The sequence below is a fragment of the Micromonospora narathiwatensis genome, from assembly GCF_900089605.1.
Classification (GTDB): Bacteria; Actinomycetota; Actinomycetes; order Mycobacteriales; family Micromonosporaceae; genus Micromonospora; species Micromonospora narathiwatensis.
In genome coordinates, this window is the sequence record NZ_LT594324.1 from 2,023,952 (window position 1) to 2,038,130 (window position 14,179).

A 14,179-nucleotide genomic window follows, 5' to 3' on the forward strand; every position below is an offset into this window, starting at 1 on the left:
GGGGTGCCGCCGCGAAGGGCCAGTTGTGGTTGAGGGCTGGCGACAGCGGCGGGCAGCGCGGCGGCGCTTTCGTCGGTGTGGTCGGTGTCGAGGAGGGTGATGCGGTCGGGGTGTTCGGTTTGGGCGGTGCGGACGAGTCCCCAGCAGGTGGCGGCGGGCAGGTTGGTGAGCTGGTCGTCTGCTCTGGTGCTGATCGCGCCGGTGGTGAGGACGGTCAGCCGGGCGCCGGTGAGGGCCGGCTGGGTGAGGAAGGCTTGCAGGGTGTGCAGGAGTTGTTCGGTGGTCTGGTGCACGGCCGCGGGCACGTCGACGTCGTCGTCGGCGATGTGGTCGGGCAGCGGGACGACGACCTGTGCGGGGGCTGCGATTTCGCCGTCGGCGACGGCATGCTGAACAGCACCCAGGTCGGGGTAGCAGGGCAGATCCCAGCCGGGCACCGGGCCGCCGACCGTCACCCACCCCTGCATCGTGGCCGGAACGGCGGGCAGTGCGACCGGCACCCAGTCCAGCCGCCACAGGCGACCGTCGTACGTCTGCCGGCTCGCGTCGAGCTGCGCCGCGGTGACCGACTGGAAGGCCAGCGAGTCCACCGAGAGGATCGTCTGCCCGGCGTGGTCGTGCACGGTGAGGCCGACCTCATGCCGCCCCCGCCAGCCGAGACTGACCCGCGCCGTGGTCGCCCTGGTGCCTCCTAGCCGGCGTACCCCGGACCAGGAGAAAGGCAGCCACAGTCGACCGGGTTCCCGGGCCACGATCGCGTCAACGGCCAGGTGCAGCGCCGCGTCCAGCAACGCCGGGTGGATGCCGTACCCGTCGGTGTCGCCGGCCTCGGGCAGCGCGACCTCGGCGTACAGGTCCTCGCCCGACCGCCAGGCCCGGCGTACGCCCTGGAACATCGGTCCGTAGTGGTAGCCGCTCGACGCGAGCCGCGTGTACAGGTCGTCGAGGTCGACCGGGGTGGCACCGGAGGGTGGCCAGGTCGCCGGTGGCACCGGCTCCGGCTCGCCCGTGCCGTTGTCGAGGACGGCGGTGGCGTGGTGGGTCCAGGTGACCTCAGCGGGCGCGTCGGAGAGCCGGGAGTGGACGGTCAGCTGCCGCCGGCCGCGCTCGTCCTGGGCGCCGATGGCGACCTGAAGGTCGGTCGGCTGCTCGCCGAGGCCGAGCGGGCTGTGCAGGGTGAGTTCGTCGAGGTGGTGGTGCCCGCTGGCCGCCCCGGTGTGCAACGCGATGTCCACGAACGCGGTCGCCGGCAGCAGACAGCCGGTGCCGACCGTGTGGTCGACCAGCCAGGAGTGGGTGCGGGTGGACAGTCGGGCGGTGTGCAGGTCCTCACCGTTGCCCGCGCTGGTGAGCGCGGCACCGAGGAGCGCGTGCCCGCTGGGCCGCAGTCCGAGGTGCTGCGTGTCCGCGACGGGAGGGGCCGTGAGCCAGTAGGACCGGTGGTGGAAGGGGTATGTGGGCGGGGTTGCGTGTGCCCTCGCGGCGGGCAGCAGGTGGGTCCAGGTGATGGGGTGGGTGGTGTGGGTGTGTAGGTGGGCGGTGTTGGTGAGGAGGGTGTGCCAGGGGTCGGTGTCGCGGCGGAGGGTGTGGCAGACGGTGGTCGACTCGGTGTCGATGGTGGCGGCGAGTAGGGGGTGGGGGCTGATCTCGATGAGGGTGTGGTGTCCGTCGGCGGCCAGTTGTTTGAGCGTCGGGTGGAAGTGGACGGGCTGCCGCAGGTTCTGCCACCAGTAGTCGGTGGTCAGCTCCGTGCCCTGGACGGTCCGCTGCCTGGTGCTGCTGTAGAACGCGATGTCGCTCGGCAGGGGGTTGGTGGTGACAGCGCGCAACTCGGATTCGAGCGGGTCGACGTGGGGGCAGTGGCTGGCGTAGCTGACCGGGATGATCCGCGCCGTTAGTCCGTGGTTGGTGAGTGCTGTGTGGGCGGCGTGGATGGCGGTTGTGGTGCCGGAGAGTACGCAGGTGGTGGGTGCGTTGTGGGCGGCGAGGTGGAGTTCGGCGGTGTGTTCGGGGACGAGTCGGGCCAGCAGGTCGGGTAGTTCTTCGGGGGTGGGGCCGGTGATGGCGAGCATGCCGCCGGTGCCTTCGATGGTGGTGAGTGCTTTTGCGCGGTGGGTGATGAGCCGGACCGCGTGGTCGAGGGTGAGGGTCCCGGTGGTGTGGGCGGCGGTGATTTCGCCTTGGCTGTGGCCGATGACGGCGTGGGGGTTGATGCCGTGGTGTCGCCAGAGTGCGGTGAGTGCGGTGGTGACGGCGTACAGGACGGGTTGGACGACGTCGACTCGGTCGAGGCTGGCTGCGGTGGGCCGTTGCAGGACGATGTCGAGTAGTGACCAGTCGACGTGTTCGCGTAGGGCGGTGTGGGTGGCCTGGATGCTGTGGCGGAAGACGGTGGAGGTGCGGTAGAGGGTGTGGGCCATGGTGGGCCATTGGCTGCCCTGTCCGGGGTAGATGAACGCGATTTTTCCGCTGTCGTGGGCTTCGCCGACGTTCAGGTTGTCGTGTTCGACGCCGTCGACCAGCGCGGTCAGTGCCTCGCGTATTTCGTTGGCGGTGCGGCCGAGGACGACGGCCCGGTGCGGGAAGGCTGACCGGTTGGCGAGGGCGTGGGCGACGCCGACGAGGTCGAGGTCGTCCGTGTCGGTGGTCCAGTCGCGTAGGCGGCGGGCGTACTCCCGTAGGGCGGGCTCGGTTTTCGCGGACAGCAGCCACGGCACCCAGCCGCCACCGGGCAGGTCGGTCACCTCGTCCGGCACGTCCACGACGGGTACGGCGACCGGGTCCGCCGGGGCCGGGAACTCCTCGATGATCAGGTGGGCGTTGGTGCCACTCACACCGAACGAGGAGACCCCCGCCCGACGAGGCCGCGGACCCGGCTGCCAGTCCACCGGCTGGTCGAGGAGGCGGACCTTCCCGGCGTCCCAGTTCACATGCGGGGTGGGCGCGTCGAGGTGCAGGGTGTGCGGCAGCCGGTGGTGCCGCAGGGCGAGGACCAGCTTGATCACGCCGGCCACCCCGGCGGCGGCCTGAGTGTGCCCGATGTTCGACTTGATCGACCCCAACCACAACGGCTGGTCGTCCCGCCGATCCTGCCCGTACGTGGCGAGCAGCGCCTCGGCCTCGATCGGGTCACCCAGGGTCGTGCCGGTGCCGTGCGCCTCGACCACGTCCACGTCGGCGGGGGTGAGGCGGGCATTGGCCAGGGCCTGCCGGATCACCCGTTCCTGCGACGGCCCGTTCGGCGCGGTCAGCCCGTTGCTCGCCCCGTCCTGGTTCACCGCCGAACCGCGGATGACGGCGAGGATCCGGTGGCCGCGCTCCCGCGCGACCGACAGCCGTTCCAGGAGCAGCAGGCCGACGCCCTCGCCCCAGCCGGTGCCGTCGGCGGCGGCGGCGAACGGCTTGCAGCGGCCGTCGGGGGCGAGCCCGCGTTGGCGGCTGAACTCCACGAGCATGCCCGGGGTGGCCATCACCGTGACGCCCCCGGCCAGGGCCAGGTCGCACTCGCCGTTGCGGATCGCCTGCGCCGCCAGGTGCATCGCCACCAGCGAGGACGAACACGCCGTGTCCACGGTGACCGCCGGGCCCGCCAACCCCAGCACGTACGCGATCCGTCCGGACGCCACACTCGGTGTGTTGCCGGTCAGCACGTACCCGCCGACGTCACCCGATGCCTCGTGCATCCGTGGGCCGTAGTCCTGCGGCATGGCGCCGACGAAGACGCCGATCCGCTCGCCGCGCAGGCCGGTCGGGTCGATGCCGGCCCGCTCGACGCTCTCCCACGCGGTCTCCAGCAGGAGCCGCTGCTGCGGGTCCATCGCCATCGCCTCACGCGGGCTGATCCCGAAGAACTCCGCGTCGAAGCCCGAGGCGTCCGTGAGGAACCCGCCCTCGCGGGCGTACGTGGCGCCGGGCGTGTTCGGGTCCGGGTCGTACAGGCCCGCCAGGTCCCAGCCCCGGTCGGTGGGCAGCGGCCCGATCGCGTCCCGGCCCTCCGCCAGCAACTCCCAGAGTTGCTCCGGCGTCGCGACCCCACCCGGGTACCGGCAGGCCATTCCCACGATCACCACCGGCTCGTCCAAAGGAACCGCCGGAGCGAGTGCCGACTCGGGCCCCGGGCCGCCGACCGCCAACCGGTGGACGAAGTCGACCAGCCGGTCCGGTGTCGGATGGTCGAAGGTGACCCCGGCCGGGAGGTCGAAGCCGGTCGCCGCCGCGAGATCGTTGCGGAAGCGCACCGCCATCAGCGAGTCGAAGCCCAGTTCCTTGAACGTGCGGGTCGGGTCGATGCCGCCGCTCGTCGTGTGGCCGAGAGTGAACGCGAGCCGGTCGAGCACCGTGTCGCGGACCAGCCGCCGCCGACCCGGTTCGTCGAGGGCGCGTACCCGGTCGCCCAGGGGCGGTATGTCGACCACGGCCTGGGCCGGCGTGTCCGAGCCGCCCGTCGTCCCGGGAACCGGTACGGGTGGCCGTGGCGCCCCGGCCGGCGTGCCCAGCCAGTGGTGCCGGCGCTGGAACGGGTAGCCCGGCAGGTGCGGCGGGTCGTACCGGGCGGTGTCGACCGGCCAGACGTGACCGGCGTCCACGGTGTGCACCGTCGCGACGGCGGTCCGCCACGTACGATCCGCGGGCTGATCCGGGTGCAGGACGTGCGTCGCGGTGACCGTGCCCGGCAAGGTCTGGACGTGCAGGGTGGTGAGCGTCCCGTCCGGCCCGAGTTCGACAAACGTCTGCACGCCGTGCTGGTCGTGCAGCGTGGTGATGCCGTCGGCGTAGTGGACGGGGGCGAGGACGTGTTCCACCCAGTAGTCGGGGTCGGTCAACTGTTCGGTGGTGGCGAGTTGTCCGGTGACGTTGCTGACGACGGGCAGGGTGGGCGCCTGGTAGGTGAGGTTGGCGGCGACGGTGCGGAACTCGTCGGTGATGGCGGCCATGTGCGGTGAGTGGAAGGCGTGGCTGACCTGGAGCGCGGTCGCCTTGCGCCCCTGCTCCCGCCACCGGGCGGCCAACGTGTGACAGGTGTCGTGGTCGCCGCTGATGACGGCGGTGTGCGGGGTGTTGATCGCGGCGATGGTCACTCCGGCCTGGCCCACGACGAGGGTTTCGGCCTCGTCCCGGGTGGCCTGGAGGGCGATCATGGCGCCGGGGGTGGTGACGCTGTTCATCAACCGGGCTCGGGTGGCCACGAGCAGAGCGGCGTCGGTGAGGGTCAACACCCCGGCGAGGTGGGCGGCGCTGATCTCGCCGAGCGAGTGCCCGGTGAGGTGGTCGGCGCGCAGCCCCCACGTACGGGTGGCGACCCGGTGCAGGGCGACGTGCAGGGCGAACAGCGCCGGCTGGGTGTAGGCGGTGGTATCCAACAGCGCCGCGAGGTCGGTACCGGGTTCGGCGAACACGACGTCCTGGAGCCGGTGCTCCAGGTGCGGGTTCAACGCCTCGCACGCCTGGTCGAACGCCTCCCGGTAGACCGGGTCGCCGGCGTACAGGTCGGCGCCCATGCCGGCGTACTGGCTGCCCTGACCGGTGAAACAGAAGGCGGTGCCCCGAGCGTCGGCCGCCACCCCGGTGACGGCGAGGGGGTGCGGTCGTCCCCCGGCGAGCGCGTCGAGCGCGGCGGCGAACTCGTCCCGGCCGGCGGCGGTGACCACCGCCCGGTGCGGGAAACGGGTCCGCCGGGCGAGCGCCGCCCCGACCGTGGTCGGCACGACGTCGTCCTGCCCCGTCAGCCACGACCCGAGCCGCCGGGCGTACGCGTGCAGCGCCGGCTCGGTCCGCGCGGACAGCACCCACGACGAGCCGTCATCCCCGGCCGCCTCGACGGTGTCCCGGGCCGGAGCGTCGCGGACCACCACGTGGCAGTTGGTGCCGCCCATGCCGAAGGACGACACGCCGCCGCGCAGGGGCCGGTCGGGCGAGGGCCAGTCGGTCAGCTCCCGGTGCACCCGCAGGCCCAGATCCTCCAGCGGAATGTCCGGGTTGGGCGAGGCGAAGTTCAGACTCGGTGGCAGCTTGCGGTGCCGTACGCAGAGCGCCAGCTTGACCAGGCCGACGACGCCGGCCGCCGCCTCCAGGTGCCCGATGTTGGTCTTGGCCGAGCCGACGAGTAACGGGCCGGCCGCGCCGCACCGGCGGCCGAGGACGGCACCCAGCGCGGCTGCCTCCACCGGGTCGCCCACCCGGGTCCCGGTGCCGTGCAGTTCCACGTACTGCACCTCGGCGGGGTCCACCCCGGCGCGCCGGTACGCCGTGGCCAGCACCTGCTCCTGCCCCTGCCGGCCGGGCACGGTCAGCCCGTCGGTGGCGCCGTCGTTGCTCACCGCGGAGCCGTCGATCACGCAGTAGATCCGGTCGCCGGCGTCGACGGCGTCCGCCAGCGGCTTGAGCAGCACGAGCGCCGCGCCCTCGCCTCGCGCGTACCCGTTCGCCCGCGCGTCGAAGGTGAAACACCGCCCGTCGGGGGAAAGGCCGCCGAACCGTTCGGCGCCGATCGCGCTCTCCGCCAGTACGGCGAGGTTCACGCCTCCGGCGAGGGCCGTGGTGGACTCGCCGTTACGCAGGCTCTCGCAGGCCAGGTGAACGGCGACCAGGGAGGAGGACTGACCGGTGTCCACCGCCAGGCTCGGACCGTGCAGGTCGAACAGGTAGGAGATCCGGTTGGCGAGGATGCTGCGGTGCAGGCCGGTCACGGTGTGCGGGGTGATCAGTTCGGTCCCGCCCCGATAGGTGAGGTGGGCGTAGTCGTCCCAGATCGCACCCACGAAAACGCCGGCAGGGGTCCCGGCCAGGGCTGCCGGCGTGGTCCCCGCGTCCTCGATCGCCTCCCACGCCAGTTCCAGCACCAGTCGCTGTTGGGGATCCATCGCCGCGGCCTCGCGCGGCGAGATGCCGAAGAAGTCCGCGTCGAAGCCGCTGATGTCGTCGAGGAAGCCACCCTGTCGTACGGTCCCGCCGTCGACCGGGCCGCTCCACCGGTCCGGGGGGACCTCTCCCAGGGCGCTGGTGCCCGCGCTCAGCAATCGCCAGAAGGCACCCGGATCCGCCGCGCCGGGCAGCCGGCAGGCCAGCCCGACCACCGCCACCGGATACGGTCGACCGGTTCCCTCGGGAGCCGTGGCGTCAGGTCCGGTCATCTGCCTTCCCCCATGTTCGGTTCCTCTTCTGGTGGACGGGCGACGCAATCCGATATGCCTTCCCGGAGGCGCATTTCCACATTTGTGAGGGGGCAGGAAAGTCCGGCCTGACCGCAGATATGATGGTGTGGCGTCGGCCTCGACAATTTCCTGCCCAGTCGACAAGGATAGGGAGCGGCAATCGGGCCGGGATAGCCCCTAGCACCCCTACTTCGACCCCGTGGCAGCGGCGTGCAACCCCTGCTCACCCCAGTCCTGCAAGAGTTTTACGCGACGCGGGCCGCGACGTGGTGCCCGACACCGCGCCAATCCCCGCGCTTGTGCCTTGACTCGCCGAGAGCCCTTCATTACGTTCCCGTTCGACACCTTTTCGTGCCGGCTGGGCCTTCCCGTTGCTTCCTCCCGATCGCGGCGAACGACGTCGCCGGCGCTTCAGGCCGTGCGTTCCCGCGGGGCGAGGAATTGCGGCCGGTCGACCGGTGTCGGCATCCGCTTCCAACCATTCGGGAGGAAAAATGAATTCTCGGAAAGCGGCGGTTCCGGGCCGTACCTGGTCGCGGCTGCGCCGTGGCCTGGCCCTCGGCGCGACGGCGGTGCTCGGCGCCATGGTGCTCGGCCCCGGGGCGCCGAGCACCGCCGCGCCGGAGACCTTCCCCGACCTCGGCGACGACGCGTTCAGCAGTTCCGCGGCCGCGCCGCCGGCCCAGATGCGTCAGCTCGACTTCATGCTCGGCAACTGGAAGTGCGTGGTGACCACGCAGGCGCACGGCCAGCCGCCGCAGACCGGCACGACCTACGTCTCGGTCCGGTCGATCCTCGGCGGCCACTGGTACGAGCTGCGCTCGCTCCAACTGCCGACCGCGGCCAACCCCCAGCGTCTCGTCGGCCGGCAGGTCTACGGCTGGGATCCGGCGGCGCAGCAGTTCACCACCTACTACTTCGACGACGCGGACGGCCAGGGCGCCGGTACGGCTCCGCAGGTGACGGCGGGGCACGCGGTCTTTACCGGTACCTACCTGTTCAACGGCTTCCGCCACATCGGGCGGGACGACCTCTACTCGCCAGCCCCGGGCAAGCTCTACAACGACATCTCGATGGCGTTGGAGTCCGCTCCGGAGCAGCTGTTCCCGGTGGGCACCTCCCGCTGCACCCGACGCTGATCGTCCGGGCGGTCCGGGCGGGTCGGATCGCCGACCCGCCCGGACGCGTGTCGGCGGCCCGGAGGTCGGCGTCGCCCCGCGCCGTGTGTTCCGAAGCGCGGGCCGTGGCTGCCGGGTGGGTGAGGCCGCTACGCGGCGACGCGCAGCCGTTCGATGCCGGGCAGCACGGAGAGCAGCGGGGGATACCGCCAGTCGGGCGTCCGGATGGTCAGCTCGACCTGTACGTGCCGCCCCGGGGTGATCCGCAGTTCGTCGGACATCCCCAACAGGAGTGACGGTACGGAATGGCCGTCGGCGGTCGGCCCGACGGCGGCCGCGAGGAGATGCCACCGCCCGGCCGGCACGGTGGTCAGCCGGAACGGCCCCGGCTGCTCGATCAGTCTCGAGGTGACCGGGCGCCCCCGGGGGACGGGGCTGTCGAAGACGCCGACGAAGATCGGAGACTCGGCGGGCGGGATCGCGTGGATGCGGCCGGAGAGGCTGCCGGCGGGGCGATCGCGGAGCGGGTGGGTGGCGCCGTCCTCGGGAAGCGGTTCGCCCTGGGCGACCCGGCGGTAGGCGGTGGGGGAGAGCCCCACGCACTCGGTGAACCGCCTGGTGAAGGTGCCCAGGCTGCCGTAACCGACCTGGATGCTGATGTCGGCCACGCTCAGGGTGGTGGTCGAGAGCAGGTGTTTCGCCTCGTGGATGCGGACCGCCGAGAGGAAGCGCCCCGGCGTGACGCCGGTGACCCTTCGGAAGGTCCGGAGAAAGTGGAACTTACTTATCATCGCGGACCGGGCCAGGTCGTCGAGGCTCAACGGCTCCTCGTACCGGTCGCGAATGGCGTCAATGGCTCGGCGGATGCCGTCTTTCACGTCGCCCCCCGAAAGAAAATCGGTTTCCTAACGGCGAGTCTCCTGTCGTCCGCTGCCAGAACGCGCACAGATCACTGTCAAGCGGGCTGGAGTCGACGACAGTTCCACGAAGGCGTGCTTCACCGTTGCCAAACGGAAGAATGGCCCGTACCGCGCCAAGATGCTACCGCAATCCTAGCACCGCGTGAGGTGTCAATCGCGGTGCGTGGCCGGCGGCAGGCGGTTCGGCCGTGATATTCTCCCGAACCGGTGGGAAATGGGTTGTTGGTGGCGTCCGGGCATTCTGCCGGGAATTGCGCGTTGGGCAAGGTATGACGGACCTGGGTGGTCTGTCTAGTTTAGACGGCGCGACCCGACCGGGACGCGCCGGTCGGGACGCCGTCGGTCACTCGGCCACGCGGGTGCGGGTGGTCCACCGGAACACCACCGGGCTCGGTGATGTCGCTGAGCTGCCACCGTCCCGTTCGAAGTGTTCGTAACCGCCCCGGTGGTGAATCTTCACCTTCTGGCCGTCTCGCGGCAGTCGTTGGGTCCGCGCGGTCACCGGCAGGTCGTTCGGTCCGCCGACGAGAACCGCCTCGATCATGTTTTCGATGACGTTTTCGGACGAACTGGTCATCGCTGCCCCCCAGCCTGCGGGAAATGTTTGCGAATTGACGGCTTTCATCATCGCTGGTGGTTGTGAGATTGTGCACCCGTAATGCACCCCTATCCTGGGGTGGGGCTGGGGAAATGGCGGCCACGGCCGCCGACAGGCCGGTCGGCCCAGGGTCGGCCAACAAATACAATCCACCGAGTCGGTATCGCCGCCGCCCGGCCAGGTTCCCGGACCGGGCAGGGCCGGCCCCCTTTCAGGACGGTGAATGCAGGTGACGACGGCTTTTTCCCAGGACGTCTGGACGCGCCGCTACCACGAGGCGGGTCCGGACGCGGTGCGGCTGATCTGCTTCCCGCACGCGGGCGGGTCGGCCAGCTTCTACTTCCCGGTGTCCCGCGCGCTCGCGCCGCGCGTCGAGGTGCTGGCCGTGCAGTATCCCGGGCGCCAGGAGCGGCGCCGGGACCCGGCGGTCACCTCGATCCACGAGCTGGCCGACCAGATCGCCGAGGCGCTCCCGTACGGGGACGGGCGGCCGACCGCCTTCTTCGGGCACAGCATGGGCGCGACCCTGGCCTTCGAGGTGACCCACCGGCTCGAACGAGGCCGTGGGCTGTCGCCGCTGCACGTCTTCGCCTCCGGACGCCGGGCACCCAGCCGGATCCGGGTCGAGGACCTGCACGAGCGGGGCGACGACGCGATCGTGGCCGAGCTGCGGCGGCTCAGCGCCACCGACGACCGGCTGCTGGAGGACCAGGAACTGCTCGGCATGATCCTTCCCGCGCTGCGATCCGACTACCGGGCCATCGAGACCTACCGGGCGCGCCCGGACACCCGGCTCCGCTGCCCGCTGACGGTGCTGGTCGGCACGGCCGATCCGCTGGTCACGCCCGACGAGGCGGAGGCGTGGCGGGCCCACACGACCGGCCCCACCGACGTGCGGTACTTCCCCGGCGGGCATTTCTATCTCAGCGAGCGGATGCAGGACGTCCTCGCGGTGGTGACCGAGGTGCTCACCGCGCTCCCGCGCTGACCGCCGGCCACGTAGCGGGCCCGGCGTCGCCACGACGCGGGCGGCGGCGTACCCCGGTCACCCGTCCGTCCCGTGGACCTCGCCGCGACCGCGGAGGCCGGCGCGGTGCGGCCGTCGTCGACCGGCGTTCCTGGTGGGGCGCCGGTCGGAGCCGGTCGACGTGGACGTCTCGTCGGCGCGGGGCGAGGTGGTGGTGACCGTCAGGGTGATCCTCCGCGGCGCGGGCCGGAGTGGGCCTGCGGCTCACGCTGACGACGTCGTCCGTCGCCGCTGAACCCCTGGCCCATCGGAGAGTCGGGCCCGGTCCGGGGGCGGCTCGGTGGAACGGAGTAGGGGTTGCCGAATCCCGGCGTACGCGATTCGCTGTCCCCGGCGCCCGTACGCGTCGGCGGACCGGGTGCCACCGCGACCGGTCGGCCGACGGGGGCCGACCCGGGGCGTCGCGCGCCGCGTAGACCGACACGGCGGACCGGCCGTACCGGGTGGAGGACCGACATGACCCTGGCACCGATCAGTGGCAAGCAGATCCGTCAGTTGGATCGGGTGGTGATCCGGTTTGCTGGTGATTCGGGCGATGGTATGCAGCTCACTGGTGATCGGTTCACGTCGGAGACGGCCCAGTTGGGTAATGATATTTCGACGTTGCCGAATTTTCCGGCGGAGATCCGGGCGCCTGCGGGGACGTTGCCGGGTGTGTCGAGTTTTCAGGTGCATTTCGCTGATTACGATATTTTGACTCCTGGTGATGCGCCGAACGTGTTGGTGGCGATGAATCCGGCGGCGTTGAAGGCGAATCTGGCGGATCTGCCGCGTGGGGCGGACATCATCGTGAACACCGATGAGTTCACGAAGCGGAACCTGACGAAGGTCGGCTACACGTCCTCGCCGTTGGAGGACGGGTCGTTGGACGGGTATGTGGTGCATCCGGTGGCGTTGACGTCGATGACGATCGGCGCGTTGGCGGAGCTTGCGGTGTCGAAGAAGGACGCGGAGCGGGCGAAGAACATGTTCGCGCTCGGTTTGTTGTCGTGGATGTATTCGCGGCCGTACGCGTCGACGTTGCGGTTTTTGGAGCGGAAGTTCGCGGCCCGGCCGGAGTTGGTCGCGGCGAACGTGGCGGCGTTCCGGGCGGGTTGGAATTTCGGGGAGACGACGGAGGATTTCTCGGTCCGGTACGAGGTGGCGCCGGCGCGGATGTTGGCGGGCACCTACCGGAACATCACCGGTAACCAGGCGTTGTCGTTGGGTTTGGTGGCCGCGGGGGTGCGGTCGGGGCTGCCGGTGTTCCTGGGGGCGTATCCGATCACGCCGGCGTCGGACATTCTGCACGAGTTGAGTAAGCACAAGCGGTTCGGTGTGGTCACGATGCAGGCCGAGGACGAGATCGCGGCGGTGGGTGCGGCTCTGGGCGCCTCCTACGGCGGCTCGTTGGGTGTGACGACGACCAGCGGCCCGGGTGTGGCGCTCAAGAGTGAGACGATCTCCCTGGCGGTGGCGTTGGAGTTGCCGCTGGTGATCGTGGACGTGCAGCGGGCCGGCCCGTCCACGGGCATGCCGACCAAGACCGAGCAGGCCGACCTGAACATGGCCCTGTACGGGCGGCACGGTGAGGCCCCGGTCGCGGTGATCGCCCCCCGGTCCCCGGCGGACTGCTTCCACGCCGCGTTGGAGGCGGCGCGGATCGCGTTGACGTACCGCACCCCGGTGATCCTGCTGTCGGACAACTACGTCGCCAACGGCTCCGAGCCGTGGCTGCTGCCCGACGTGGCCTCGCTGCCGGACCTGCGGGTGCGGTTCGCGACCGCCCCCAACGGTGAGGACGGCACCACGTTCCTGCCGTACCTACGCGACCCGCACACCCTCGCGCGGCCGTGGGCGGTCCCGGGCACCCCCGGCCTGGAACACCGTATCGGCGGCCTGGAGAAGGCCGACAAGACCGGTGACATCTCCTACGACCCGGCCAACCACGACTTCATGGTCCGCACCCGCGCCGCCCGCATCGACACGATCCCCGTGCCCGACGTGGAGGTCGAAGACCCCGACGGTGACGCCCGCGTCCTCGTCCTCGGCTGGGGCTCCACCTACGGGCCGATCGGCGCGGCCTGCCGCGGCCTACGCCAGCGGGGCCTGCCCGTCGCGCAAGCCCACCTGCGGCACCTCGCCCCGATGCCGGGCAACCTCGGCGACGTACTCGCCGCCTACGACCGGGTGGTCATTCCCGAGATGAACCTCGGCCAACTCGCCCACGTGATCCGGGCCAAATATCTGGTCGACGCGATCGGCTACAACCAGGTCCGCGGCCTGCCGTTCACCGCCGCCGAGCTGGAGACGATGCTGGAAGAGGTCTGCAAGAATGTCTGAGCCCGTCGCCCTCAAGCTGACCGCGAAGGACTTCAAGTCCGACCAGGAAGTCCGCTGGTGCCCCGGCTGCGGCGACTACGCCATCCTCGCCGCCGTCCAAGGCTTCATGCCCGAACTCGGCATCCCCCGCGAGCGGACCGTGTTCATCTCCGGGATCGGCTGCTCATCACGTTTCCCGTACTACATGAACACCTACGGGATGCACTCCATCCACGGCCGCGCCCCCGCGATCGCCACCGGCCTGTCCGCCACCCGCCCGGACCTGTCCGTGTGGGTCGTCACCGGCGACGGCGACGCCCTGTCCATCGGCGGCAACCACCTCATCCACGCGCTACGCCGCAACGTCAACCTCAAAATCCTGCTGTTCAACAACCGGATCTACGGCCTGACCAAGGGCCAGTACTCCCCCACCTCCGAAACCGGCAAAATCACCAAATCCACACCCGTCGGCTCCGCGGACGCCCCGTTCAACCCCCTGTCCCTCGCCCTCGGCGCCGAAGCCACCTTCGTCGCCCGCACCATCGACTCCGACCGCAAACACCTCCAATCGGTCCTACGCGCCGCCGCGCAACACCAAGGCTCCGCGTTCGTCGAGATCTACCAGAACTGCAACATCTTCAACGACGGCGCCTTCGACCCACTCAAAGAACCCGCCACCCGCGACGACTACCTGATCCGCCTCGAACACGGCCAACCGATCACCTTCGGCACCGACGGACAACACTGCGTCGTCCACCCACCCGGCGGCTTCGGCCTCGAAGTCCGCGACACCGCCACCACCCCCACCGACCAGATCCTGGTCCACAACCAGGGCGTCACCGACCCCGCCTACGCCTTCGCCCTGACCCGCCTACCCGACCTCAACCTACGCAACACCCCCATCGGCGTGTTCCGCTCCATCACCCGCCCCACCTACGACGCACTAGTACAGGAACAAGTCACCACCGCCAAAGCCAAAACCGACGAAACCCCGGAACAACAACTCACCGGCCTCCTCGCCAGCGGCGACACCTGGACCATCGGCTGAGCCACCGATCGCGCCG

General features: G+C 70.6%; 7 protein-coding genes (1 of these 7 only partly in view). 4 read left to right on the top strand and 3 right to left on the bottom strand.

Features of this window, described 5'->3' with window-relative positions:
• Positions 1–7,130 carry the 5' portion of a type I polyketide synthase gene (locus GA0070621_RS08825; protein ID WP_091193190.1) on the bottom strand. 6,730 nt of this gene lie to the left of the window's left edge, so the window shows 7,130 of its 13,860 coding nt (coding positions 1–7,130); its start codon is at positions 7,128–7,130; the stop codon falls past the left edge of the window.
• Between the two features lie 515 nt (positions 7,131–7,645).
• Between GA0070621_RS08825 and GA0070621_RS08830 the strand changes: the two genes are divergently transcribed.
• Positions 7,646–8,290: a DUF1579 family protein gene (locus GA0070621_RS08830; RefSeq protein WP_091193193.1), complete on the top strand. Its 645-nt coding sequence runs from the start codon at positions 7,646–7,648 to the stop codon at positions 8,288–8,290.
• A 128-nt stretch (positions 8,291–8,418) separates the two neighbouring features.
• Here the strand turns inward: GA0070621_RS08830 and GA0070621_RS08835 are convergent, their stop codons facing one another.
• Complete coding sequence (locus GA0070621_RS08835; protein ID WP_091193196.1) at positions 8,419–9,147, bottom strand: helix-turn-helix domain-containing protein; 729 nt, start codon at positions 9,145–9,147, stop codon at positions 8,419–8,421.
• 385 nt (positions 9,148–9,532) lie between these two features.
• Entirely contained in the window at positions 9,533–9,766 is a 234-nt protein-coding gene (locus GA0070621_RS08840; RefSeq protein WP_091193198.1) for a DUF5988 family protein, read from the bottom strand.
• A gap of 244 nt (positions 9,767–10,010) precedes the next feature.
• Here GA0070621_RS08840 and GA0070621_RS08845 point away from each other — a divergent pair, with 244 nt between their 5' ends.
• The 3 genes from GA0070621_RS08845 to GA0070621_RS08855 all read left to right on the top strand — a co-directional run bounded on the left by GA0070621_RS08845 (position 10,011) and on the right by GA0070621_RS08855 (position 14,163).
• Positions 10,011–10,775: a thioesterase II family protein gene (locus GA0070621_RS08845; RefSeq protein ID WP_091193201.1), complete on the top strand. Its 765-nt coding sequence runs from the start codon at positions 10,011–10,013 to the stop codon at positions 10,773–10,775.
• Between the two features lie 495 nt (positions 10,776–11,270).
• Positions 11,271–13,136, top strand: a complete 1,866-nt coding sequence (locus GA0070621_RS08850) for a 2-oxoacid:acceptor oxidoreductase subunit alpha (RefSeq protein WP_091193203.1) — start codon at positions 11,271–11,273, stop codon at positions 13,134–13,136.
• A complete protein-coding gene (locus GA0070621_RS08855; RefSeq protein WP_091193206.1) occupies positions 13,129–14,163 on the top strand; it encodes a 2-oxoacid:ferredoxin oxidoreductase subunit beta in 1,035 nt (344 codons plus the stop codon). Before GA0070621_RS08850 ends, GA0070621_RS08855 begins: the two co-directional genes overlap by 8 nt.
• Positions 14,164–14,179 lie beyond the last annotated feature (16 nt).

Bases quoted from the DNA above. Each gene is read 5' to 3' on its own strand.
- GA0070621_RS08840 (WP_091193198.1), bottom strand. From the start codon at position 9,766: ATGACCAGTTCGTCCGAAAACGTCATCGAAAACATGATCGAGGCGGTT.
- GA0070621_RS08855 (WP_091193206.1), top strand. From the start codon at position 13,129: ATGTCTGAGCCCGTCGCCCTCAAGCTGACCGCGAAGGACTTCAAGTCC.
- GA0070621_RS08850 (WP_091193203.1), top strand. From the start codon at position 11,271: ATGACCCTGGCACCGATCAGTGGCAAGCAGATCCGTCAGTTGGATCGG.
- GA0070621_RS08830 (WP_091193193.1), top strand. From the start codon at position 7,646: ATGAATTCTCGGAAAGCGGCGGTTCCGGGCCGTACCTGGTCGCGGCTG.
- GA0070621_RS08845 (WP_091193201.1), top strand. From the start codon at position 10,011: ATGCAGGTGACGACGGCTTTTTCCCAGGACGTCTGGACGCGCCGCTAC.